Genomic DNA, 22,209 nt, shown 5'->3' with positions numbered 1-22,209 from the left:
AGCCGCACAATGACGCAGTGTCTTACATCATAACCACATCGAACTGCTCTTGATTATAGAGCGGCTCAATTTGTACCTTCACCTGCTTGCCGACAAAGATCTCCACTTCCGCCAGCGCATGCGACTCTTCCCCTTTCAGGGTTTCCGCCACCGCAGGGGAAGCATAGACCAGGAAGCGATCGGAATCATAAGCATGATGCACGCGAACGATCTCACGCATAATCTCATAGCATACCGTTTCCACGGACTTTACCGTTCCGCGTCCGTGGCAGGTCGGGCATTCGTTGCACAGCACATGCTCCACGCTTTCGCGGGTGCGTTTACGGGTCATCTCCACCAGACCCAACTGGGAGAAACCGTTGATGCTGGTCTTCACCCGGTCTTTACTGAGGGCCTGCTCCAGGGAGTGCAACACCCGCCGGCGATGGTCTTCATTGTTCATGTCGATGAAATCAATGATGATAATGCCGCCGAGATTACGCAAACGCAGCTGGCGGGCTATCGCCTGGGTGGCTTCGATATTGGTATTGAAGATAGTATCGTCAAGATTGCGGTGCCCAACAAACGCCCCGGTGTTGATATCGATGGTGGTCATCGCCTCGGTCTGGTCGATGATCAGATACCCGCCGGACTTGAGCTCGACTTTACGCTCCAGCGCGCGCTGAATTTCGTTCTCAACGTCAAAGAGATCGAATATCGGCTGACGGCCGCTGTAGTGTTCCAGCTTGCTGGTCATTTCCGGGATATATTCGGCGGTAAATTCGAGCAGCGCCTCGTAGGTCAGCCGCGAATCGACGCGAATCCGGTCGAGATGCGCGTCGGCAAAATCACGCAGCACGCGCTGGGCCAGGGCCAGCTCGCCGTACAGCTGATAGCGGGTCTGGTTGCGCTTTTTGCGCTCCATCACCTTGGTCCATACGCGCTTAAGATAGGCGGCATCGGCGGCCATCTCTTGCTCGTGAACGCCTTCCGCGGCGGTGCGAATGATAAATCCGCCCTGCTCGTCGCAGTACTCTGCCACGACCTTTTTCAGCCGCTCGCGCTCGGCTTCGCTTTCAATGCGCTGAGAGACCCCCACGTGGGAGGCGCCCGGCATAAAGACCAGATAGCGGGAAGGCAGGGTAATATCGGTGGTCAGACGCGCGCCTTTGGTGCCGAGCGGATCTTTAACCACCTGGACCATCAGGTCCTGGCCCTGGCGCACCAGCTCCGAAATATCGCGCACGGTAAACTGCTTTTGCTCCTCACCGGCAACGCACTCGGTATGCGGCATGATATCGGAGGCGTGGAGGAACGCCGCCTTATCCAGACCAATATCTACAAAAGCCGCCTGCATTCCCGGCAGCACTCGGCTAACACGACCTTTGTAGATATTGCCTACTATTCCGCGTCGCGCTTCACGCTCAATATGGATTTCCTGCAGAATACCGCCATCAATATACGCAACGCGCGTTTCGGATGGCGTTACGTTCACTAATAATTCAGCCGTCATCTTTATCCCTTTTCTTTACGCAGTGAGTTAAAGTTACTGAGCAACTCATACGTTTCCACCAGCGGTAAGCCGACTACGGCGTGATAGCTGCCATTAATCTTCCTGACGAAACAGCCACCCAACCCTTGAATACCGTATGCACCTGCTTTATCTAAAGGCTCGCCGCTGGCCACATAATCGGCGATATCCTGCTCGCTGAGCGGCCGGAAGGTCACTTCCGTGACCACCAGACAATCCAGCGTCTGCTGCTTATCCGCCAGCGCCACCGCGGTCATGACCTGATGGGTTTGGCCAGAAAGCAGGCGCAGCATCGCTGCAGCGTGTTCGGCGTCGCGCGGTTTTTCCAGCACTTCGCCGTTCAAAATAACAATCGTATCCGCTCCCAAAACCGGCAAATCCCGCGATGCCAGCGCCACCCCGGCCTGCGCCTTTTCGCGCGCCAGGCGCACGACATAGTGCTGCGCGCTCTCCTGCGGCTGGCGCTGCTCCTCGATACCAGGAACCAGACGCTCGAACGCGAGACCAAGCTGAGTCAGCAGTTCCTGCCGACGCGGGGAACCAGAAGCAAGATACAGAGTTGTCATATCAACCTTATTGCACTGCAAATTGCTGACGCACTTTACGCATCAGCAGGAAGAGCCATGGCCAGAGGATACCGTTTACTACACTACTCCAGAATACTTCCGGACGGAAAGAGACGTTGATCACTAAAAACTCTGCCCAGAAAACAATGATATCCACGGCGAGGGATAACAGCATGACCACCAGCGCCTGTTGCCACAGCGCCAGGTTACGGAACAGCTGATACTTCAGCGCCACCAGATAGGCGACGATGCTTAAGGACAGCGCGCGAACGCCCAGCGTCGAGCCGCTGATGAGATCAAGAATAGCCCCCATCACGAAGCCCGTTCCCACATTCACCCGGTGCGGCAGCGCGAGGATCCAGTACAGCAGGATCAATAATACCCAGTTGGGCCGGAAAACGCTGATGTCCGCCGGCCAGGGCATAATTTGCAGCAATAGCGCGATAAGAAACGAGAGCCAGATAACCCAGCGTCCCTGGCTACGGTAACTTGCCACTATTGCCCCCCTGCAGGCTGCGACGGCTGAGACGGCGTCAGCCCGGTGGCGGGCGCCGGCATCTGCGGCCCCATCGCATCCGGCGCAGGCAACACCTGCGGCATCATCTGCATCAGGCGTTCGTTAGCCACCCGATGGACCTCTTCCGGGGTCATCGGGTTAGCGCCATTGCGATCGGCGCCCCACAGCAGCAGCAGATAGCGCAAACGCTGCAGACCGGCCGTCGGACGCGCCTGGATCACCGTGTAGGCGCGCTGGGTGTCCAGTTTTACTGAAGAGACAACCCCAACCGGGTACCCTTCCGGGAAACGACCGCCCAGACCGGAGGTCACCAGCACATCGCCGACGCGAATATCGGTATTTGCCGGCAGATGCTCAAGCTGGAGGTCGTCGGTGCAGCCGTTACCGGCGGCAATGACGCGAATGTCGTTACGCAGGACCTGGATCGGCAACGCATGGGTGGCATCACAGATCAGCAGTACCCGGCTGGTCATTTTCGCCACGGCTACGACCTGCCCCACCACGCCTTTATCACTGATAACCGGCTGGCCTTCGTAGACGCCGTTGACGCTGCCCTTATCGATAACCACCTGATCGCTGTAGGGGTCGTTGACCGTTGAGATGACCTGGGTCACCATTTTTTGCTCGTCCTGGCGCAGCGGCGAGCCAAGCAGTTCACGCAGGCGCGCATTCTCCTGCTTGTACTGGCCCAGCATCAGCAGATCGCTGTTTTTCAGCAACAGCTCCTGACGCAGCGCGCGGTTTTCCAGTTCGAGCTGGTCACGGGTAGCCAGCGTCTGCGATACGCTGTCAAGCAGTTCCCGGGGACCATTAGAGACAAAGTAGAAAGGGCTGACGGCTGTATCCATGTACGTTCTGATTTGACTGAACGTACCCAGGCGGCTGTCGGCGATAATCACGCCAAGCGCCACCAGCACCGCCAGAATAAGGCGAATCTGTAGCGAGGGGCCACGGCTAAAAATTGGCTTCATAGGCTATGCGTATTCTCGTGTCAGTAAAGACCAGGGGCAGCGCGGAAGCCACCCCGGACCTTCAGGCTGACTACTCTTCGCTAAACAGGTCGCCGCCGTGCATGTCGATCATTTCCAGCGCCTTGCCGCCGCCACGCGCTACGCAGGTCAGCGGATCTTCAGCAACCACGACTGGAATACCGGTTTCTTCCATTAACAGACGGTCCAGGTTGCGCAGCAGCGCACCACCGCCGGTGAGAACCATCCCGCGCTCGGAGATGTCAGACGCCAGTTCCGGCGGGCACTGCTCAAGGGCAACCATGACCGCGCTCACGATGCCGGTCAGCGGCTCCTGCAGCGCTTCAAGAATTTCGTTTGAGTTCAGGGTGAAGCCGCGTGGAACGCCTTCCGCCAGGTTACGGCCGCGCACTTCAATTTCACGCACTTCATCGCCCGGGTAAGCCGAACCGATTTCATGTTTGATACGCTCAGCGGTCGCTTCACCGATCAGGGAGCCGTAGTTACGACGCACGTAATTGATGACGGCTTCGTCGAAGCGGTCGCCGCCGATACGCACGGAAGAAGAGTAAACCACGCCGTTCAGGGAGATAACCGCTACCTCGGTGGTACCGCCGCCGATATCCACCACCATGGAACCGGTCGCTTCAGAAACCGGCAGGCCAGCGCCGATCGCGGCCGCCATCGGTTCTTCAATCAGGAACACTTCGCGAGCGCCAGCGCCCTGCGCGGATTCACGGATAGCACGACGCTCAACCTGGGTGGCGCCAACCGGCACGCAGACCAGTACGCGCGGGCTCGGGCGCATAAAGCTGTTGCTGTGCACTTGTTTGATAAAGTGCTGCAGCATCTTTTCCGTCACGAAGAAGTCAGCGATAACGCCGTCCTTCATCGGGCGAATCGCCGCGATATTACCCGGGGTACGGCCGAGCATCTGCTTCGCTTCATGACCCACGGCGGCGACGCTTTTCGGCGATCCGGCACGATCCTGACGAATGGCCACCACGGAAGGCTCATTCAATACGATGCCTTGTCCTTTTACGTAAATAAGGGTATTCGCGGTACCCAGGTCAATGGACAGGTCATTGGAAAACATGCCACGAAATTTTTTTAACATACTAAGGGATAATCCTGAAAGCTGGGGCGGAAAACAAAATCCGCTTACTTTACCAACCACACGCAGCAGCGACAAGGCGCAAAAATCACCTGCTGCGGTGAAAATTAGTGCAGTTCATTTCCTTTGTTACAAATTTTTCCGACTCCGTTCATTGCTGAAATCTTCAGCAGCGCTCCACGCCTGAATTTGTAACCTGTCAAAGGAGGGTCACTGGCATTTACATTGCGATGATCCGGCAGGTAGACAAGCACACCCCCTTCACGATGGCGCGCGTTATTCTACGTGAAATCACGCTAAACGGCAGATCAAACCGAGTATCTTTGCGAATATTTTTTCACATTTGTGTCAAGTGGCTGTGAGGCGGCAAAAAATTCCCCCTGCCCGCCCGTGACACCGCATTGGGACAGTACCAGCCACTCGCTGCGGCTGCGTACGCCCGTCGCAAAAACTTGCATAGGCATGCCTTTACAGGCTTCCACCAGGCTTTGCACCAGCAGCTGGTTCTCGCTGCGCTTTTCGATGTTGCGCGCCAGGCCCGGATGCAGTTTGATCAGCTCCGCATCCAGCTGCTTGATCCAGCTGGTTCCCACCAGGGTTAACCCTGCCTGAACCACCGCCACCCGAACGCCAAGCGCGTTAACCAACCGCATAACCGGCTGCAGACGGCCGATATATTGACAAACATCTGCCTCAGCAAGTTCAAAAATAATCCGTTGACGCTGCGATTTTTCACACTGCATCAGAGCATCGCGCAGCCAGCGCTGGAAACGCGGACGGATCAGCGACTCCACCGACAGCTGCAGCGCCAGATTCTCCTCGGGCCAGAAGCCTAAAAACGGCAGCAGGCGCGTCACCTGCAGGCGGTCATACTCCTCCGCCAGGCCAAACTGCAGCACCATCGGCATGTACTCGGCGGCAATTACCTCTTCTTTACCGTCGTACATCCGCGACATCAGTTCACGGTGATGCACCCGACCGTCGCGGGTGACGGCGGGCTTCTGGTACAACCGCGGCCCGCCGCGGCTCAGCATCTGTTCGATCAGCGTCCGCCAGCGAACGTTGCCGCGGCCTTTCTCCGGAAGGGTATCGTCATAGACCGACCAGCTGTTGCTGCCCTGCAGCACCGCGTTGCGCGTTGCCGCTTCTGCATGTTCCATCACTTGCGCCGCCGATTGTCCGCTGCGGAAAGAACAGATGCCGATATGCATCATATCGTCACGATCGAGGATCCGCGTCGGAGGCAGCGCGTCCATGGCCTTCAGCAGCAGCCCGGCGATACTATCCGCCTCTTTTAACGTGCGGTGCGGCAGCAGCACAGCGAAGTCGCTACGGTGATAGCGCGCCAGCAGCGCGCCAGGGTAACGCATAATAAAGGTAGAGAGCAGGTTGATAAGCGTGAAGTAATGTTCTTCGGCCGCCGCCCGCCCCCAGTTGTCCCGTAGCAGATCAAACTCCGGTAGACGGATCATCATCACGATGCCGTACGCCCCCACCTTCTCCTGATCTTCCAGCAGCGTGGCCAGCTGATTGTCAAAAAACAGGCGATTATTCAGCCCGGTTTTAGAATCCTGTGCCGCATAGGAGCGAATCAGCGTATCCATCCGGCTGCGCTGATCGCTGGCAAACTGCAGCTCCGACAGCAGCATATCCAGCGCGCTACTGGTGCTGGCAGGCCATTCATAGACTGAGCCGCGCACCTGCGGCCCGCGCTCGCCGCTCAGGATACGCGTGGAACGAAGCTCAAGCAGCTCCTGACCCGCCAGCTGGCGGCGGATCCAGCGGACGGCGAAGAAAATAATCACCACCATGAAGCCGATGGAGATCGACAGCGGCGCGGTAATCGACAGCGAACGGAAATAGTTCACCATCGGGTCAACGTAGACCAGATGCAGAGAGATACCGGGATGTTTCAACGACGGGACCGTGATCTCACGGAATTGCTCATGACTGCCAAGCGGGCGATAGCTGTCGGTTCGGGAGTGGCTGTAGAGCGGTTTACCGTTAAGCATGAAATCGATATGCACGATCTCTATCGGCGTCATCAGCTCATCCAGCTGCGGCTCAAGCTTATCAAAAGAGGTGGTGATGAGCCGGTTATCCAGCATGGTCGCCACCGCCTGAACCCGGTTTTCGACCTTGTTCTCAATGCCGTTGTAAAAACTCAGCGAAGCGCCAATCAGCGTGACAAAGATGGTCAGGCTAGTTAGCAGCGTGATAAAGGCTGAGAACTTCGTCGTTAATCGCATCCCTGTGTTAACTCCGCGAGTGAATGACTGCCCGATGAACCATCAGGCTCCCGTGCCGGCGCGCGCCTTGACGCTAGCATTAACCTTTTAAAGCGCGACGCATACTATCAAAGATGGCGAGTCTGGCAATGGAATGCGTATTATCGGCGAAAGTATGCCGATAGCGAGTATAGTCGGCAGAAAAAATTTGCCAATCGCCGCCCGCCTGCGGCCTGCGCCAGAAGCGCTTTAATTTTAGACGCTGGATGGCAAACCCGCGCCAGCGGCGCACATTATTGCCGATTTTCCGTCCTGCCAGCCTCCCGTCCGCTTTTTTCCCTGCTAAAGATGCCGGGTCAGGCGCGGTAAAGGAAACGTCTTGCGCCACTTTCCGATGATTCCTGGACGACCGCGCCCCTGCTTCGGCGGCGGCTCATGCTCCTAATGTGCAATTTTTCGTGACATATTCGCGATTCATCGCCGCCTCCGTCATGCTTAAGGAAACGCATGACGGAGGACACCATGAAAAGAAAAAAACTGACGGAAGCCGACGTCACGGCCGAATCCGTTTTTATGCTCCAGCGGCGCCAGGTGCTGAAAGTGCTGGGCATCAGCGCGACCGCCCTTTCGCTTCCCGCCGCCGCGCAGGCCGACCTGCTGGACTGGTTTAAAGGCCATGACCGTCCGCCAGCCCCGGCGGGCAAAGCCCTGGACTTTGCTAAACCCGCTGAATGGCAGGCTAAGCTGACGCTTACCCCGGAAGATAAAGTCTCCGGCTACAATAACTTTTATGAATTCGGCCTCGATAAAGCCGATCCGGCGGCGAACGCGGGTAGCCTGCGCACCGATCCCTGGACATTGACCATCGGCGGTGAGGTGGCGAAGCCGCTGACTCTCGACCATGACGATCTGACCAAACGCTTCCCGCTGGAAGAGCGTATTTATCGTATGCGCTGCGTGGAAGCCTGGTCGATGGTGGTCCCCTGGGTCGGCTTCCCGCTGCATAAGCTGTTGGCGCTGGTGGAGCCCACCAGCAATGCGCGCTATGTGGCCTTCAAAACCCTCTATGCTCCGGATCAAATGCCCGGGCAGAAAGATCGGTTTATCGGCGGGGGGCTGGCTTACCCTTACGTGGAGGGGCTGCGGCTGGATGAAGCGATGCATCCGCTGACGCTGCTCACCGTCGGGGTGTATGGCAAAGCGCTGCCGCCGCAAAATGGCGCGCCGGTCCGCCTTACTGTGCCGTGGAAGTACGGTTTCAAAGGCATTAAATCCATCGTCAGCATTGAACTGACCCGCGAGCGGCCGCCGACCACCTGGAACCTGGCGGCACCGGACGAATACGGCTTCTTCGCCAACGTCAATCCGCACGTCGATCACCCCCGCTGGTCGCAGGCCAGCGAGCGGTTTATCGGCGCCGGCGGCGTACTCGATGTCAAGCGTCAGCCAACCCTGCTGTTTAACGGCTATGCCGACGAGGTGGCGTCGTTGTATCGCGGCATGAATCTGCGGGAGAACTTCTAGTGCGTTTCACCGTCAAACAGATCGCCTGGCTGAAGGTTTTACTTCATCTGGCGGGTTTTTTGCCGCTGGTCTGGCTATTCTGGGCCGGACATCAGGGCTACTTTAGCGCCGATCCGGCCAAGGATATCCAGCATTTTACCGGCAGGATGGCGCTGAAGTTTCTGCTGGCGACGCTGCTGGTCTCCCCGCTGGCGCGCTATGCGAAACAACCATTATTGATTCGCGTTCGTCGCCTGTTAGGTTTATGGTGTTTCGCCTGGGCGACGCTGCACCTGACCAGCTATACCCTGCTGGAGCTGGGCATTAACAATCTGGCGCTGCTGGGCTCGGAGATTATCAACCGCCCCTATCTGACGTTAGGCATGGTCAGCTGGGCGCTCCTGCTGGCGCTGGCGGTGACGTCGACGCAGGCGATGCAGCGAAAACTGGGCCGCCGCTGGCAACTTTTACACAACTTCGTCTATCTGGTGGCGATCCTCGCGCCGATTCACTACCTGTGGTCAGTGAAGATCCTCTCGCCGCAGCCCATCATTTATGCCCTGCTGGCAGTGGCGCTGCTGGCATGGCGTTACAAGAAGTTCCGCCAGTGGTGGCGCTGAATCCCGTAATGTGCAGTTTCCCGCAGATCCTTTATCAACCGTGACTCTTTTTAAGATAGCGGTTGATAATCTTCCCTGATAAGACCAGTATTTAGCTGCCAATTGCTACGAAATCGTTATAATGTGCGACTTTGGCTTTCCTGACGGGGTTTTCTGACCCTGAAAAGGTGACAAGGGCGCATTGAAGGTATATGTTGTTTTTTACCCGAAAATGGCAGGAGATCGCCACACGATGGCAAAGAAGTTTCACATTTTGCTTTTGAATGGTCCAAACATTAACATGCTCGGTACCCGCGAGCCTGAGAAGTATGGTCCGCTCACGCTGGCGGAGATTGTTAACCATTTAACATCTGAAGCGGCGGCGCTGAATGTGAGCCTGGATCACCTGCAGTCCAACGCGGAGCATGCGTTAATCGACCGAATTCATCAGGCTAAAGACAACGTGGACTATATCCTGATTAATCCGGCCGCGTTCACGCATACCAGCGTAGCAATCCGTGACGCTTTGCTTGCCGTGAACATCCCGTTTATCGAGATTCACCTGAGCAATGTGCATGCACGCGAACCCTTCCGCCAGCATTCGTATCTGTCAGATGTCGCCGCTGGCGTCATCTGCGGACTGGGGGCGGACGGCTATTCATACGCTTTACAGACGGCGGTAAAACGCCTGTCACAATCACACTAAACAAAGAGTACGGAACCCACTCATGGATATTCGTAAGATTAAAAAACTGATCGAGCTGGTTGAAGAATCAGGTATCTCCGAACTGGAAATTTCTGAAGGCGAAGAGTCTGTTCGCATCAGCCGCTCTGCACCGGCCGCAAGCTATCCGGTTATGCAGCAGGCTTATGCTGCGCCGATGATGCAGCCTCAGGCACCTGCCGCCGCGGCTGCCGCGCCAGCTGCAGCAGCAGAAGCGCCGGCAAAAGCGGAAATCAGTGGTCACATCGTACGTTCCCCGATGGTTGGTACTTTCTATCGTACGCCAAGCCCGGACGCGAAAGCGTTTGTGGAAGTTGGCCAGAAAGTTAACGTGGGCGACACCCTGTGCATCGTCGAAGCGATGAAAATGATGAACCAGATCGAAGCCGACAAAGCCGGCGTGGTGAAAGCCATTCTGATCGAAAGCGGCCAACCGGTAGAATTCGACGAGCCGCTGGTAGTTATCGAGTAACGAGGCGAACATGCTGGATAAAATTGTCATCGCTAACCGTGGCGAGATCGCACTGCGCATCCTTCGTGCCTGTAAAGAACTGGGCATCAAGACCGTTGCTGTGCATTCCACCGCGGATCGCGATCTAAAACACGTATTGTTAGCGGATGAGACGGTCTGTATCGGTCCGGCTCCGTCCGTAAAAAGCTATCTGAACATCCCAGCTATCATTAGCGCCGCTGAGATCACCGGCGCGGTAGCGATTCACCCGGGGTATGGCTTCCTCTCCGAGAACGCCAACTTTGCTGAGCAGGTTGAGCGCTCCGGCTTTATCTTCATCGGCCCGAAAGCCGACACTATCCGCCTGATGGGCGACAAAGTGTCCGCGATCACCGCCATGAAAAAAGCCGGCGTCCCGACCGTACCTGGTTCTGACGGCCCGCTGACCGACGACATGGACGCTAACCGCGCCCATGCTAAACGCATCGGCTATCCGGTGATCATCAAGGCCTCCGGCGGCGGCGGCGGTCGCGGTATGCGCGTTGTGCGCAGCGACGCTGAACTGGCCCAGTCCATCTCCATGACCAAAGCGGAAGCCAAAGCGGCTTTCAACAACGATATGGTCTACATGGAGAAATACCTGGAAAACCCACGTCACATTGAAATTCAGGTACTGGCGGACGGTCAGGGCAACGCTATCTATCTGGCTGAACGTGACTGCTCCATGCAGCGTCGTCACCAGAAAGTGGTCGAAGAAGCGCCGGCGCCGGGCATCACTCCGGAACTGCGTCGCTACATCGGCGAGCGTTGCGCGAAAGCCTGTGTCGATATCGGCTACCGCGGGGCGGGTACCTTTGAGTTCCTGTTCGAAAACGGCGAGTTCTACTTCATTGAAATGAACACCCGTATCCAGGTAGAGCATCCGGTAACTGAAATGATCACCGGCGTTGACCTGATCAAAGAGCAGCTGCGTATCGCAGCCGGCCAGCCGCTGTCCATCAAGCAGGATGAAGTGGTGGTTCGCGGCCATGCGGTGGAATGCCGTATCAACGCCGAAGACCCGAACACCTTCCTGCCGAGCCCGGGTAAAATTACCCGTTTCCACGCGCCGGGCGGCTTTGGCGTGCGCTGGGAGTCCCATATTTACGCCGGCTACACCGTACCGCCGTACTATGACTCCATGATCGGCAAACTGATCTGCTACGGCGAAAGCCGTGACGTGGCGATTGCCCGCATGAAGAATGCGCTGCAGGAGCTGATCATCGATGGCATCAAGACCAACGTCGATCTGCAGATGCGCATTATGAGCGACGAGAACTTCCAGCATGGTGGCACCAACATCCACTATCTGGAGAAAAAACTCGGCTTGCAGGAAAAATAATTCTGCTCTCTCAGCAAAAGGCCGGATTTTCCGGCCTTTTTTCTTTTTCTCTCTCCTCATCTATACCATGCGGTACAATCCCCGCTTTCTTTATCCTCAAGGGACAAAAAATGGACAAACGCTTTGTTCAGGCCCACAAAGAAGCGCGCTGGGCGCTGTGGCTGACCCTTCTCTATCTTGCCGCCTGGCTGGCCGCCGCCTATCTGCCGGGGGTGGCTATCGGTTTTACCGGCCTGCCCCACTGGTTTGAAATGGCCTGCCTGCTGGTTCCGCTGCTGTTTATTCTGCTGTGCTGGGCGATGGTCAAACTGGTTTTCCGCGACATTCCTCTGGAGGACGATGATGCAGTTTGAGGTCATTATTCCCCTGATCGCCTATCTGGTAGTGGTGTTCGGCTTATCCCTTTACGCCATGAGAAAACGCGCCTCAGGAAGCTTTCTTAATGAGTACTTTCTCGGCAGCCGCTCGATGGGCGGCTTCGTGCTGGCCATGACGCTAACCGCCACCTATATCAGCGCCAGCTCATTTATCGGCGGACCCGGCGCCGCCTATAAATACGGCCTGGGCTGGGTACTGCTGGCGATGATCCAGCTCCCCGCCATCTGGCTGTCGCTGGGCGTACTGGGAAAAAAATTCGCCATTCTTGCGCGTCGTTATAATGCCGTCACCCTCAATGACATGCTGTTTGCGCGCTACCAGAGCCGTCTGCTGGTCTGGCTGGCCAGCCTGAGCCTGCTGGTAGCCTTCGTTGGCGCCATGACCGTCCAGTTTATCGGCGGCGCCCGCCTGCTGGAGACAGCTGCGGGTATTCCCTACGATACCGGTCTGCTGATCTTCGGCATCAGCATCGCGCTGTATACCGCCTATGGCGGCTTTCGCGCCAGCGTGCTCAACGATACCATGCAGGGCATGGTGATGCTGATCGGCACGATCGTGCTGCTGGTGGGGGTGATCCACGCCGCCGGCGGGATTGGCCATGCGGTAGAGACTCTGCAGTCGATCGACATCAAGCTGGTGTCCCCGCAGGGGGCGGAAGATATCCTCTCGCCAACCTTTATGGCCTCGTTTTGGGTGCTGGTCTGCTTCGGCGTCATTGGCCTGCCGCATACCGCCGTTCGCTGTATCTCCTACAAAGACAGCAAAGCCGTGCATCGCGGCATTATGATCGGCACCATCGTAGTGGCGATCCTGATGTTTGGCATGCACCTGGCCGGCGCGTTAGGTCGGGCGGTGCTCCCCGACTTAACCGTACCGGATCTGGTGATCCCGACGCTGATGGTCAAAGTGCTCCCGCCCTTTGCGGCAGGGATCTTTCTGGCCGCGCCGATGGCGGCGATTATGTCGACGATCAATGCCCAGCTTCTGCAAAGTTCCGCTACGATCATCAAGGATCTGTATCTGAACTGGCGTCCGGATCAGGCGACTAACGAAAAGCGGCTAAAACGCATGTCCGCCGGCATCACGCTCCTGTTGGGTGTTCTGCTGCTGCTCGCGGCCTGGCGACCGCCGGAGATGATTATCTGGCTGAATCTGCTGGCCTTCGGCGGCCTGGAAGCCGTCTTCCTGTGGCCGCTGGTACTGGGCCTGTATTGGGAACGTGCTAACGCGGCTGGCGCGCTGAGCGCGATGATCGTGGGCGGCGTGCTGTATGCCGTACTTGCCACGCTGAAAGTGCAGTTTCTCGGCTTCCACCCGATCGTTCCCGCGCTGCTGCTGAGTTTACTGGCGTTTGTGGCAGGGAACCGTTTCGGCCGTCCCGCACCACAGCCACCTATTTTGACTACTGATAAATAAAGAGTTTTGCTATGCCATGGATCCAACTGAAACTAAATACCACCGGCGCGAACGCTGAAGATCTTAGCGATGCGCTGATGGAGGCCGGATCGGTCTCGATCACCTTCCAGGATACGCACGATACGCCGGTATTTGAGCCGTTGCCCGGGGAAACCCGGCTGTGGGGCGATACCGACGTGATCGGCCTGTTCGATGCCGAAACCGATATGAAAGCGGTCGTTGCCCAACTGGAGCAGCACCCGCTGCTGGGCGCCGGCTTCGCGCATAAGATCGAGCAGCTGGAAGATAAAGACTGGGAGCGGGAATGGATGGATAACTTCCATCCGATGCGTTTCGGTGAGCGGCTGTGGATCTGCCCGAGCTGGCGCGACGTTCCGGATGAAAATGCCGTCAACGTGATGCTCGATCCGGGTCTGGCCTTCGGTACCGGCACGCACCCGACGACATCCCTGTGCCTGCAGTGGCTCGATGGACTCGACCTCAACGGAAAAACGGTCATTGATTTCGGCTGCGGTTCCGGCATCCTGGCGATTGCCGCGCTGAAGCTGGGGGCCGCAAAAGCGATCGGCATTGATATCGACCCGCAGGCTATTCAGGCCAGCCGCGATAACGCGCAGCGTAACGGCGTCTCTGAGCGTCTGGAGCTCTATCTTCCTCAGGACCAGCCGGAGTCGATGAAAGCCGACGTCGTGGTCGCCAATATCCTGGCTGGCCCGTTACGTGAGCTGGCGCCGTTAATCAGCGTCCTGCCCGTTTCAGGCGGTTTGCTGGGACTTTCCGGCATCCTTGCCAGCCAGGCGGAGAGCGTCTGTGAAGCCTACGCCGATCTCTTCACCCTTGACCCGGTGGTCGAGAAAGAGGAGTGGTGCCGGATCACCGGCCGGAAAAACTAAGCGCAATGCGGCCTGTGGGCCGCATTTTTGTTTCCAGTAGCCACCAAATAATGCCAGGAAATGAGAGGCAGATCGCACTACAGAGCACTTTTTTGGCTATAAAAACAGCGTTTTATATCGCCTGGTAGCGAGTTTGTCTAAGAAAAATCGAGAAGTTTTATGATTTTATAAATGGACACAAATTATCCATCATCCATTAAATCAATGATTAATATAAGTATTTATTCATTCCTTTTACGTTAGTCCCGGATTCATTGATCTGCAACAGAGGATTGCTCAAAGTTTGGCCTTTCATCTCGTGCAAAAAATGCGTAATATACGCCGCCTTGCAGTCACAGTATGGTCATTTCTTAACTCATGCGCATCGGACACCACCAGCTCAGAAATCGCCTGATCGCAGCGCCCATGGCTGGCATTACTGACAGACCATTCCGGACGCTGTGCTACGAGATGGGAGCGGGTTTAACCGTTTCCGAGATGATGTCCTCTAACCCACAGGTGTGGGAGAGCGACAAGTCCCGTTTACGGATGGTGCATATTGATGAGCCCGGTATTCGTACCGTGCAAATCGCCGGTAGCGTGCCGGAAGAGATGGCTGCCGCCGCGCGGATTAACGTGGAAAGCGGCGCCCAGATTATTGATATCAATATGGGATGCCCGGCGAAAAAGGTGAATCGCAAGCTTGCAGGTTCAGCCCTCTTGCAGTACCCCGACCAGGTGAAGTCGATCCTGACGGCGGTCGTGAATGCGGTGGACGTTCCTGTGACTCTCAAGATTCGCACCGGTTGGGAACCGGAACACCGTAACTGCGTAGAGATTGCCCAACTGGCCGAAGAGTGTGGCATTCAGGCTCTGACTATTCACGGACGCACCCGCGCCTGCTTGTTTAACGGAGACGCTGAGTACGACAGTATTCGGGCAGTTAAGCAGAAAGTTTCCATTCCGATTATCGCGAATGGCGACATTACTGACCCGCTTAAAGCCAGAGCTGTGCTCGACTATACAGGGGCTGATGCCCTGATGATAGGCCGTGCAGCTCAGGGAAGACCCTGGATCTTTCGGGAAATCCAGCATTATCTGGACACTGGAGAGCTGCTGCCCCCGCTGCCGCTGGCAGAGGTCAAGCGCTTGCTTTGTGCGCACGTTCGGGAATTGCATGACTTTTATGGTCAGGCAAAAGGGTACCGAATCGCGCGTAAACACGTCTCCTGGTATCTTCAGGAACATGCTCCAGATGACCAGTTTCGGCGCACATTCAACGCCATTGAGGATGCCAGCGAACAGCTGGAGGCGTTGGAGGCATACTTCGAAAATTTTGCGTAATAGAAATAAAGAGCTGACAGAACTATGTTCGAACAACGCGTAAATTCTGACGTACTGACCGTTTCTACCGTTAACTCTCAGGATCAGGTAACTCAAAAGCCCCTGCGTGACTCGGTTAAACAGGCACTGAAGAACTATTTTGCTCAACTGAACGGTCAGGATGTGAATGACCTGTATGAGCTGGTACTGGCTGAAGTTGAACAGCCCCTGTTGGACATGGTGATGCAATACACCCGTGGTAACCAGACCCGCGCTGCCCTGATGATGGGCATCAACCGCGGTACGCTGCGTAAAAAACTGAAAAAATACGGCATGAACTGATACTAGTCAGTTGCTTGCTTGATATAAAAGGCGCTCTTCGGCATGGGGAAGCGCCTTTTTTATTACCTGCGGCAGCGGGACACATTACTGATTCACCGCCCGCAGTACCGGCGTCTCCGATACACGAGCAGCACAGACTACCGCCATAATATTATCCACCAGCGCAGGCGCCTGCTGATAAAGATCGACGCGTTGCGGATCGAGCAGCCAGTTTTTAATTAGTCCGGAAAAGGCGCTGTGTAAAACAATTAATATCACTTCAATATTTGTTTCGGCTGGCAATATATTGTTACGCACACAGCACTGCAGCATGCCGCCGATGAGCGAATAATTAAAGCCAATGCGCTGGCGAATTTCATTTTCCGAAAGCATATCATTGGCAAACTCGCAGCGCTGATAAAGAATTTGCATCAGCGCGCGCTGGCGAGGATTCGCAGCAATATAGCGGAGCCCGGTAATAAACCGCTCGCGCAACGCATTTAAAGGCTCCTGTTCATTCTCTGTTGCGAGGCTATGCTGAATCAAATCCCTGAGCGGTGGCTGCTGCTGCCACATTTCATTAAACAGCTCGGTCTTACTGGCAAAATGCCAGTAGACGGCGCCGCGGGTCACTCCCGCCGCATCAGCAATATCCGTCAGGGTCGTGTTGGTCACCCCCCGCAGAGCGAACTGCTGGATCGCGGACTCAATCAGGAGCTGCCGCGTGCGTAGCGCCTCTTCTTTCGTTTTTCTTGCCATACAAGCCCCCTTCCCGCCAGACAGGATATTTAGGATTTTCTGAAGATCGCTTAACCTAACATTTGTCATGGAATATTTTTTAGCAAAAATGCAGACAAGTTAATTCTGACGCCATCGTCAAATAAATTACCTAAATCAATATTAATAAATAACTCATTCACAGAATTGATGTCTATTTATTAAGTTTTACAATTAAGGTAAACAGAATAAAAAGGCAGCGCGTTTTTTTGTTTTTGCGTGCCTTGCTGATTGTCCCAAAATAACTATCCCTTACATCCAGCGGCGTTTATTTGTAGGATGGCAAACTGCTTTTTAATTCCCTCTTTCTTTCACAGATTCGCCGCCGAATTTGGCACGTAATCTATAAGGAACCGCCATGACTACTCACGCCAGAGTGACACTTTTATCCGGTTTAATTATCTCGGCCTTATTGCTTACCGGCTGCGATAATTCGGACAATCCGCAACCCCATGCCCAGGCGCCGCAGGTGACGGTCCATGTCGTGAACAGCGCGCCGCTGTCGGTCACCACCGAACTGCCAGGCCGAACTTCAGCTTTTCGCGTGGCGGAAGTCCGCCCTCAGGTAAGCGGTATTATCCTGAAGCGTAACTTTGTTGAAGGAAGCGATGTCGAAGCAGGCCAGTCGCTCTATCAGATCGATCCGGCAACCTACCAGGCGGCGTGGAACAGCGCCAAGGGCGATGAAGCAAAAGCCGAAGCCGCAGCCGCCATCGCCCACTTGACGGTGAAACGCTACGTTCCGCTGCTGGGTACCAAGTATATCAGTCAACAGGAATACGATCAGGCGGTGGCCACCGCCCGCCAGGCCGATGCCGACGTCATCGCTACCAAAGCCTCCTTGGAAAGCGCCCGCATCAACCTGGCCTACACCAAAGTGACCTCTCCCATTAGCGGACGCATCGGTAAATCGAGCGTCACCGAGGGGGCATTGGTTACCAACGGTCAGTCAGATGCCCTGGCCACCGTCCAGCAGCTCGATCCGATCTACGTCGACGTGACGGAATCCAGCAATGACTTCATGCGCCTTAAGCAGGAAAGCCTGCAACGCGGCGGCGACACCAAAAGCGTTGAACTGCTGATGGAGAACGGTCAGGCCTATCCGCTTAAGGGTTCGCTGCAGTTCTCCGACGTCACTGTCGATGAAAGTACAGGTTCAATTACCCTGCGCGCTATCTTCCCTAACCCGCAGCATGTCCTGCTGCCGGGGATGTTCGTCCGCGCCCGCATCGATGAAGGCACCGATCCGCAGGCCATCCTGGTGCCGCAGCAGGGGGTGACTCGAACGCCGCGGGGCGATGCCTCCGTCATGCTGGTGAATGACAAAAATCAGGTTGAAACCCGTCAAGTGGTGGCTTCCCAGGCCGTGGGCGATAAGTGGCTTATCACCAGCGGGCTGAAGCCGGGCGATAAGGTGATTGTCAGCGGCTTACAGAAAGTCCGTCCCGGCGTCACCGTTAAAGCAGAAGTGGAGCGTGCGGCACCGGTCGCGCAATAAGGATACCCAGCCATGTCTAAGTTTTTTATCCATCGACCGGTCTTTGCCTGGGTGCTGGCCATCATCATGATGATTGCCGGCGGTCTGGCCATTCTCCAGCTGCCGATAGCGCAGTATCCGACGATTGCGCCCCCTGCGGTGGCGATCTCCGCCACCTATCCCGGTGCGGATGCTCAGACCGTGCAGGACACGGTCACTCAGGTTATTGAGCAGAACATGAACGGTATCGACAACCTGATGTATATGTCGTCGACCAGCGATTCCGCCGGCTCAGTAACCATCACGCTTACCTTTAAGTCCGGCACCGATCCGGATATCGCCCAGGTGCAGGTGCAAAACAAACTGCAGCTGGCCACCCCGCTGCTGCCTCAGGAAGTCCAGCAGCAGGGAATTAGCGTAGAGAAGTCCAGCAGCAGCTTCCTGCTGGTGGCCGGCTTTATCTCTGATAACCCGGTCACCACCCAGGATGATATTTCCGACTATGTCGCCTCTAATGTTAAAGATCCCATCAGCCGACTCAACGGTGTGGGCGATGTACAGCTGTTCGGCGCGCAGTACGCCATGCGCATCTGGCTGGATGGCAACCTGCTGAACAAATACAACCTGACGCCGGTGGACGTCATCAATGCGCTGCAGGTTCAGAACGATCAGATTGCCGCCGGCCAGCTGGGCGGTACGCCAGCGCTGAAAGGCCAGCAGTTGAACGCGTCGATCATTGCCCAGACGCGGCTTAAAGATCCGCAGGAGTTTGGCAAGGTCACGCTGCGGGTCAATGCCGATGGTTCTGTCGTCCATTTGAAAGATGTCGCCCGCGTTGAGCTGGGCGGAGAGAACTACAATGTCGTCGCCAGAATTAACGGTAAGCCCGCCTCTGGTCTGGGTATTAAGCTCGCGACCGGCGCCAACGCGCTGGATACTGCCACCGCGATTAAAGCGAAGCTGGCCGAACTGCAGCCTTACTTCCCCCAGGGAATGAAGGTGGTCTATCCGTACGATACGACCCCTTTCGTCAAAATCTCTATTCACGAAGTGGTCAAAACGCTCTTTGAAGCGATTATTCTCGTCTTCCTTGTCATGTATCTGTTCCTGCAGAACATGCGCGCTACGCTCATTCCGACCATTGCCGTGCCCGTCGTGCTGTTGGGTACCTTCGCGGTACTGTCGATGTTTGGCTACTCCATCAACACCCTGACGATGTTTGGTATGGTGCTGGCGATAGGTCTGCTGGTCGATGACGCCATTGTGGTGGTGGAAAACGTCGAACGTGTGATGGTTGAGGAGAAGCTCTCGCCAAAAGAAGCGACGGAAAAGTCGATGTCGCAGATCCAGGGGGCGCTGGTGGGTATCGCCATGGTGCTCTCTGCGGTTTTCGTGCCGATGGCCTTCTTCGGCGGTTCCACCGGCGCGATTTATCGCCAGTTTTCGATCACCATCGTTTCCGCCATGGCGCTCTCCGTGCTGGTTGCCCTGGTGCTGACGCCAGCGCTCTGCGCCACGTTGTTGAAGCCAGCCTCAGCTGAACACCATGAGAAAAAAGGATTTTTCGGCTGGTTTAACGCCCGTTTTGACCAGAGCGTTAACCACTACACCAACAGCGTCAGCGGTATTTTGCGTGGAACCGGCCGTTACCTGGTGATCTATCTGCTGATCGTCGTGGGAATGGCCGTGCTGTTTATGCGTCTTCCGACATCCTTTCTACCCGATGAAGACCAGGGGGTCTTCCTGACCATGATCCAGCTGCCTTCCGGCGCTACCCAGGAGCGGACTCAGAAAGTGCTGGATACCGTGACCGACTACTATCTGCATAACGAGAAGGCTAACGTCGAAAGCGTCTTTACCGTTAACGGCTTCAGCTTCAGCGGCCAGGGACAAAACTCCGGCATGGCGTTTGTCAGTCTGAAACCATGGGAAGCGCGCAGCGGTGATAAAAACAGCGTGGAGTCCATCATCAAGCGAGCCACCGTGGCCTTCAGCCAGATCAAAGACGCCATGGTTTTCCCGTTCAACATGCCTGCCATTATTGAGCTGGGTACCGCCACCGGCTTCGACTTTGAGCTGATCGACCAGGGCGGGCTAGGTCATACTGCCCTGACGCAGGCGCGCAATCAACTGCTGGGCATGGTGAAACAGCATCCGGATCAGCTGGTACGGGTACGGCCTAATGGGCTGGAAGATACGCCGCAGTTCAAACTGGATGTCGACCAGGAAAAAGCGCAGGCGCTGGGCGTATCGCTCTCCGATATCAATGAAACTATATCCGCTGCGCTGGGCGGGTACTACGTCAATGACTTTATTGACCGTGGTCGCGTCAAGAAAGTGTACGTCCAGGCTGATGCCCATTTCCGTATGCTGCCGAGCGACATTAACAATATGTATGTTCGTAGCGCCAATGGCGAAATGGTTCCGTTCTCCGCCTTCGTCACTTCGCGCTGGATATATGGCTCGCCGCGTCTGGAACGCTACAACGGTTTACCCTCCATGGAGATCCTCGGTGAAGCCTCGCCGGGCAAGAGTACCGGGGAAGCCATGGCGCTGATGGAAGCGCTGGCCAGTAAACTGCCGAGCGGTATTGGTTACGACTGGACCGGGATGTCTTACCAGGAACGCCTTTCCGGCAACCAAGCTCCCGCGCTCTATGCCATCTCGCTGATTGTCGTCTTCCTGTGCCTGGCGGCGCTGTATGAGAGCTGGTCGATTCCGTTCTCAGTCATGCTAGTGGTTCCGCTGGGTGTGATCGGCGCGCTGTTAGCCGCCACGCTGCGTGGGCTGAATAATGACGTTTACTTCCAGGTAGGCCTTCTGACCACGATCGGTTTGTCGGCGAAGAACGCGATCCTGATCGTCGAATTCGCCAAGGATCTGATGGAGAAAGAAGGGAAAGGGATCATTGAAGCAACCCTGGAGGCATCGCGGATGCGCCTGCGACCCATTCTGATGACCTCTCTGGCTTTTATTCTCGGGGTCATGCCGCTGGTGATTAGCCATGGTGCCGGCAGCGGGGCGCAGAATGCGGTGGGTACCGGTGTCATGGGCGGGATGCTAACCGCGACACTGCTGGCGATCTTCTTTGTTCCGGTCTTCTTTGTGGTCGTCAGACGACGTTTTACCCGGCACGCTGAATAACCCGGCCTGGTATTAAAGGCGCCCCTGCGGGCGCTTTTTTTTCGCCTGGTATATGAGCAACCACTACAGCTTACCGCTATCTGACAACCGCTATCGCGCGCGGCAGCGATGGGATACGATCGTTCTCTCCATCTTTTCTGCATATTCCCCTGCTTATCTTCACGATATTTACGTGGCTCATATATTGAGATGATTTCGGCATCCGGGCCGGACAATCCGCGGTGATAAAATAAGCCATTCCGTTCTGCACTGGCTCTCAGTACAACCCTGCGGATTATCCAGAGGTAATATCATGAAAAAGTATTTAATCGTGGCGCTGCTGGCCTCTCTGCTGGCAGGCTGTGCCCATGACTCTCCCTGCGTGCCGGTGTATGACTCGCAAGGCCGCTTAGTCCACACCAATACCTGTATGAAAGGCACAACAGAAGACAACTGGGACACCGCAGGCGCGATCGCTGGGGGCGCCGCCGCGGTAGCCGGCCTCACGTTAGGGATCGTCGCGCTGACCCGCTAATTCTCCCCCGACCAGCAGATACAGGGGCTAGCGTCGAACCTGTATCTGCTCTTCTGCGCATCATCCACATGACAACCGAACAAACAAACTCACTGTCCCTTGCTGCATTACGCGCAAATCGGCTTTGACGGGTTTCCCCCTGGCGGCAGGACTGCTTATCAACAGATAACACAAAAGCAGAAGGCCCAGTCTTTCGACTGGGCCTTCTGCTTTATTTGATGCCTGGCGATTCCCTACTCTCACATGGGGAGACCCCACACTACCATCGGCGCTACGACGTTTCACTTCTGAGTTCGGCATGGGGTCAGGTGGGACCGCCGCGCTATTGTCGCCAGGCAAATTCTTTACAACGTGCCGAACTTTAACCTAAAAAGTGGTGCTGATACCCAGAGTCGAACTGGGGACCTCACCCTTACCAAGGGTGCG

General features: G+C 56.1%; 20 protein-coding genes, 1 rRNA gene and 1 pseudogene. 13 read left to right on the top strand and 9 right to left on the bottom strand.

Annotated elements, in window-relative coordinates; genetic code table 11:
- Window positions 1-22: 22 nt before the first annotated feature.
- The 7 genes from rng to ABLV52_RS05410 all read right to left on the bottom strand — a co-directional run bounded on the left by rng (window position 23) and on the right by ABLV52_RS05410 (window position 7,195).
- Window positions 23-1,492, bottom strand: coding sequence for a ribonuclease G (rng, locus tag ABLV52_RS05440; RefSeq protein WP_004206239.1), 1,470 nt, complete (start codon window positions 1,490-1,492; stop codon window positions 23-25).
- Window positions 1,493-1,494: 2 nt separating this feature from the next.
- Window positions 1,495-2,076 (bottom strand): nucleoside triphosphate pyrophosphatase, encoded by a 582-nt coding sequence (locus ABLV52_RS05435; RefSeq protein ID WP_023291155.1) that lies wholly within the window; start codon window positions 2,074-2,076, stop codon window positions 1,495-1,497.
- Window positions 2,077-2,083: 7 nt separating this feature from the next.
- Window positions 2,084-2,572, bottom strand: coding sequence for a rod shape-determining protein MreD (gene mreD / locus ABLV52_RS05430; RefSeq protein ID WP_002918648.1), 489 nt, complete (start codon window positions 2,570-2,572; stop codon window positions 2,084-2,086).
- Complete coding sequence (gene mreC, locus ABLV52_RS05425; protein ID WP_004206242.1) at window positions 2,572-3,564, bottom strand: rod shape-determining protein MreC; 993 nt, start codon at window positions 3,562-3,564, stop codon at window positions 2,572-2,574. Before mreC ends, mreD begins: the two co-directional genes overlap by 1 nt.
- 70 nt (window positions 3,565-3,634) lie before the next feature.
- Window positions 3,635-4,678, bottom strand: coding sequence for a rod shape-determining protein MreB (gene mreB / locus ABLV52_RS05420; protein WP_002918653.1), 1,044 nt, complete (start codon window positions 4,676-4,678; stop codon window positions 3,635-3,637).
- Between the two features lie 305 nt (window positions 4,679-4,983).
- The gene (gene csrD / locus ABLV52_RS05415) at window positions 4,984-6,924 is read right to left on the bottom strand and encodes an RNase E specificity factor CsrD (RefSeq protein WP_044524921.1); all 1,941 of its coding nucleotides are present in this window, start codon (window positions 6,922-6,924) and stop codon (window positions 4,984-4,986) included.
- 79 nt (window positions 6,925-7,003) lie between these two features.
- Window positions 7,004-7,195: a hypothetical protein gene (locus ABLV52_RS05410; RefSeq protein WP_032429221.1), complete on the bottom strand. Its 192-nt coding sequence runs from the start codon at window positions 7,193-7,195 to the stop codon at window positions 7,004-7,006.
- Between the two features lie 230 nt (window positions 7,196-7,425).
- On the opposite strand from ABLV52_RS05410, the gene msrP reads away from it, so the two are divergent.
- From msrP to fis, 10 genes and pseudogenes are all read left to right on the top strand, one after another.
- Window positions 7,426-8,427: a protein-methionine-sulfoxide reductase catalytic subunit MsrP gene (gene msrP / locus ABLV52_RS05405; protein ID WP_348890125.1), complete on the top strand. Its 1,002-nt coding sequence runs from the start codon at window positions 7,426-7,428 to the stop codon at window positions 8,425-8,427.
- On the top strand, window positions 8,427-9,026 hold the full coding sequence (msrQ, locus tag ABLV52_RS05400; protein WP_050534350.1) for a protein-methionine-sulfoxide reductase heme-binding subunit MsrQ: 600 nt from the start codon (window positions 8,427-8,429) through the stop codon (window positions 9,024-9,026). Before msrP ends, msrQ begins: the two co-directional genes overlap by 1 nt.
- A 232-nt stretch (window positions 9,027-9,258) precedes the next feature.
- Window positions 9,259-9,711: a type II 3-dehydroquinate dehydratase gene (gene aroQ, locus ABLV52_RS05395; protein ID WP_023291159.1), complete on the top strand. Its 453-nt coding sequence runs from the start codon at window positions 9,259-9,261 to the stop codon at window positions 9,709-9,711.
- Between the two features lie 22 nt (window positions 9,712-9,733).
- Window positions 9,734-10,201: an acetyl-CoA carboxylase biotin carboxyl carrier protein gene (gene accB / locus ABLV52_RS05390; RefSeq protein WP_004206250.1), complete on the top strand. Its 468-nt coding sequence runs from the start codon at window positions 9,734-9,736 to the stop codon at window positions 10,199-10,201.
- Window positions 10,202-10,211: 10 nt separating this feature from the next.
- Entirely contained in the window at window positions 10,212-11,561 is a 1,350-nt protein-coding gene (gene accC / locus ABLV52_RS05385; protein ID WP_004174096.1) for an acetyl-CoA carboxylase biotin carboxylase subunit, read from the top strand.
- Between the two features lie 110 nt (window positions 11,562-11,671).
- Entirely contained in the window at window positions 11,672-11,914 is a 243-nt protein-coding gene (locus ABLV52_RS05380) for a DUF997 family protein (protein ID WP_004206253.1), read from the top strand.
- Window positions 11,904-13,355, top strand: a complete 1,452-nt coding sequence (panF, locus tag ABLV52_RS05375; protein ID WP_348890159.1) for a sodium/pantothenate symporter — start codon at window positions 11,904-11,906, stop codon at window positions 13,353-13,355. Before ABLV52_RS05380 ends, panF begins: the two co-directional genes overlap by 11 nt.
- A gap of 11 nt (window positions 13,356-13,366) precedes the next feature.
- Window positions 13,367-14,248 (top strand): 50S ribosomal protein L11 methyltransferase, encoded by an 882-nt coding sequence (gene prmA, locus ABLV52_RS05370; RefSeq protein ID WP_004144971.1) that lies wholly within the window; start codon window positions 13,367-13,369, stop codon window positions 14,246-14,248.
- 357 nt (window positions 14,249-14,605) lie between these two features.
- Window positions 14,606-15,614 (top strand): annotated as a pseudogene (gene dusB, locus ABLV52_RS05365) (tRNA dihydrouridine synthase DusB).
- A complete protein-coding gene (fis, locus tag ABLV52_RS05360) occupies window positions 15,596-15,892 on the top strand; it encodes a DNA-binding transcriptional regulator Fis (protein ID WP_000462905.1) in 297 nt (98 codons plus the stop codon). Before dusB ends, fis begins: the two are co-directional and overlap by 19 nt.
- An 84-nt stretch (window positions 15,893-15,976) precedes the next feature.
- Here fis and envR read toward each other — a convergent pair whose 3' ends face one another.
- A complete protein-coding gene (gene envR, locus ABLV52_RS05355) occupies window positions 15,977-16,630 on the bottom strand; it encodes an acrEF/envCD operon transcriptional regulator (RefSeq protein ID WP_023291162.1) in 654 nt (217 codons plus the stop codon).
- A gap of 376 nt (window positions 16,631-17,006) precedes the next feature.
- On the opposite strand from envR, the gene ABLV52_RS05350 reads away from it, so the two are divergent.
- The 3 genes from ABLV52_RS05350 to ABLV52_RS05340 all read left to right on the top strand — a co-directional run bounded on the left by ABLV52_RS05350 (window position 17,007) and on the right by ABLV52_RS05340 (window position 21,783).
- Window positions 17,007-18,146, top strand: coding sequence for an efflux RND transporter periplasmic adaptor subunit (locus ABLV52_RS05350; RefSeq protein WP_348890123.1), 1,140 nt, complete (start codon window positions 17,007-17,009; stop codon window positions 18,144-18,146).
- A 12-nt stretch (window positions 18,147-18,158) separates the two neighbouring features.
- Window positions 18,159-21,269 (top strand): efflux RND transporter permease subunit, encoded by a 3,111-nt coding sequence (locus ABLV52_RS05345; protein ID WP_023291164.1) that lies wholly within the window; start codon window positions 18,159-18,161, stop codon window positions 21,267-21,269.
- Window positions 21,270-21,561: 292 nt separating this feature from the next.
- Window positions 21,562-21,783: a membrane protein gene (locus tag ABLV52_RS05340; protein WP_004206262.1), complete on the top strand. Its 222-nt coding sequence runs from the start codon at window positions 21,562-21,564 to the stop codon at window positions 21,781-21,783.
- Between the two features lie 220 nt (window positions 21,784-22,003).
- Here the strand turns inward: ABLV52_RS05340 and rrf are convergent.
- A 5S ribosomal RNA gene (gene rrf, locus ABLV52_RS05335) occupies window positions 22,004-22,119 on the bottom strand.
- Window positions 22,120-22,209: the final 90 nt, after the last annotated feature.

The sequence above is a fragment of the Klebsiella sp. GB_Kp056 genome, from assembly GCF_040064755.1.
GTDB lineage: Bacteria > Pseudomonadota > Gammaproteobacteria > Enterobacterales > Enterobacteriaceae > Klebsiella > Klebsiella quasipneumoniae.
This window is presented reverse-complemented; position numbering and strand designations above follow the sequence as displayed.

What these genes read in the sequence shown, in the direction of transcription:
- rng (WP_004206239.1), bottom strand. Translation starts at nt 1,492, where the DNA reads ATGACGGCTGAATTATTAGTGAACGTAACGCCATCCGAAACGCGCGTT.
- mreB (WP_002918653.1), bottom strand. Translation starts at nt 4,678, where the DNA reads ATGTTAAAAAAATTTCGTGGCATGTTTTCCAATGACCTGTCCATTGAC.
- accC (WP_004174096.1), top strand. Translation starts at nt 10,212, where the DNA reads ATGCTGGATAAAATTGTCATCGCTAACCGTGGCGAGATCGCACTGCGC.
- ABLV52_RS05380 (WP_004206253.1), top strand. Translation starts at nt 11,672, where the DNA reads ATGGACAAACGCTTTGTTCAGGCCCACAAAGAAGCGCGCTGGGCGCTG.
- fis (WP_000462905.1), top strand. Translation starts at nt 15,596, where the DNA reads ATGTTCGAACAACGCGTAAATTCTGACGTACTGACCGTTTCTACCGTT.
- ABLV52_RS05350 (WP_348890123.1), top strand. Translation starts at nt 17,007, where the DNA reads ATGACTACTCACGCCAGAGTGACACTTTTATCCGGTTTAATTATCTCG.
- accB (WP_004206250.1), top strand. Translation starts at nt 9,734, where the DNA reads ATGGATATTCGTAAGATTAAAAAACTGATCGAGCTGGTTGAAGAATCA.
- prmA (WP_004144971.1), top strand. Translation starts at nt 13,367, where the DNA reads ATGCCATGGATCCAACTGAAACTAAATACCACCGGCGCGAACGCTGAA.
- ABLV52_RS05340 (WP_004206262.1), top strand. Translation starts at nt 21,562, where the DNA reads ATGAAAAAGTATTTAATCGTGGCGCTGCTGGCCTCTCTGCTGGCAGGC.
- ABLV52_RS05435 (WP_023291155.1), bottom strand. Translation starts at nt 2,076, where the DNA reads ATGACAACTCTGTATCTTGCTTCTGGTTCCCCGCGTCGGCAGGAACTG.
- csrD (WP_044524921.1), bottom strand. Translation starts at nt 6,924, where the DNA reads ATGCGATTAACGACGAAGTTCTCAGCCTTTATCACGCTGCTAACTAGC.
- envR (WP_023291162.1), bottom strand. Translation starts at nt 16,630, where the DNA reads ATGGCAAGAAAAACGAAAGAAGAGGCGCTACGCACGCGGCAGCTCCTG.
- ABLV52_RS05345 (WP_023291164.1), top strand. Translation starts at nt 18,159, where the DNA reads ATGTCTAAGTTTTTTATCCATCGACCGGTCTTTGCCTGGGTGCTGGCC.
- mreC (WP_004206242.1), bottom strand. Translation starts at nt 3,564, where the DNA reads ATGAAGCCAATTTTTAGCCGTGGCCCCTCGCTACAGATTCGCCTTATT.
- panF (WP_348890159.1), top strand. Translation starts at nt 11,904, where the DNA reads ATGCAGTTTGAGGTCATTATTCCCCTGATCGCCTATCTGGTAGTGGTG.
- msrP (WP_348890125.1), top strand. Translation starts at nt 7,426, where the DNA reads ATGAAAAGAAAAAAACTGACGGAAGCCGACGTCACGGCCGAATCCGTT.
- aroQ (WP_023291159.1), top strand. Translation starts at nt 9,259, where the DNA reads ATGGCAAAGAAGTTTCACATTTTGCTTTTGAATGGTCCAAACATTAAC.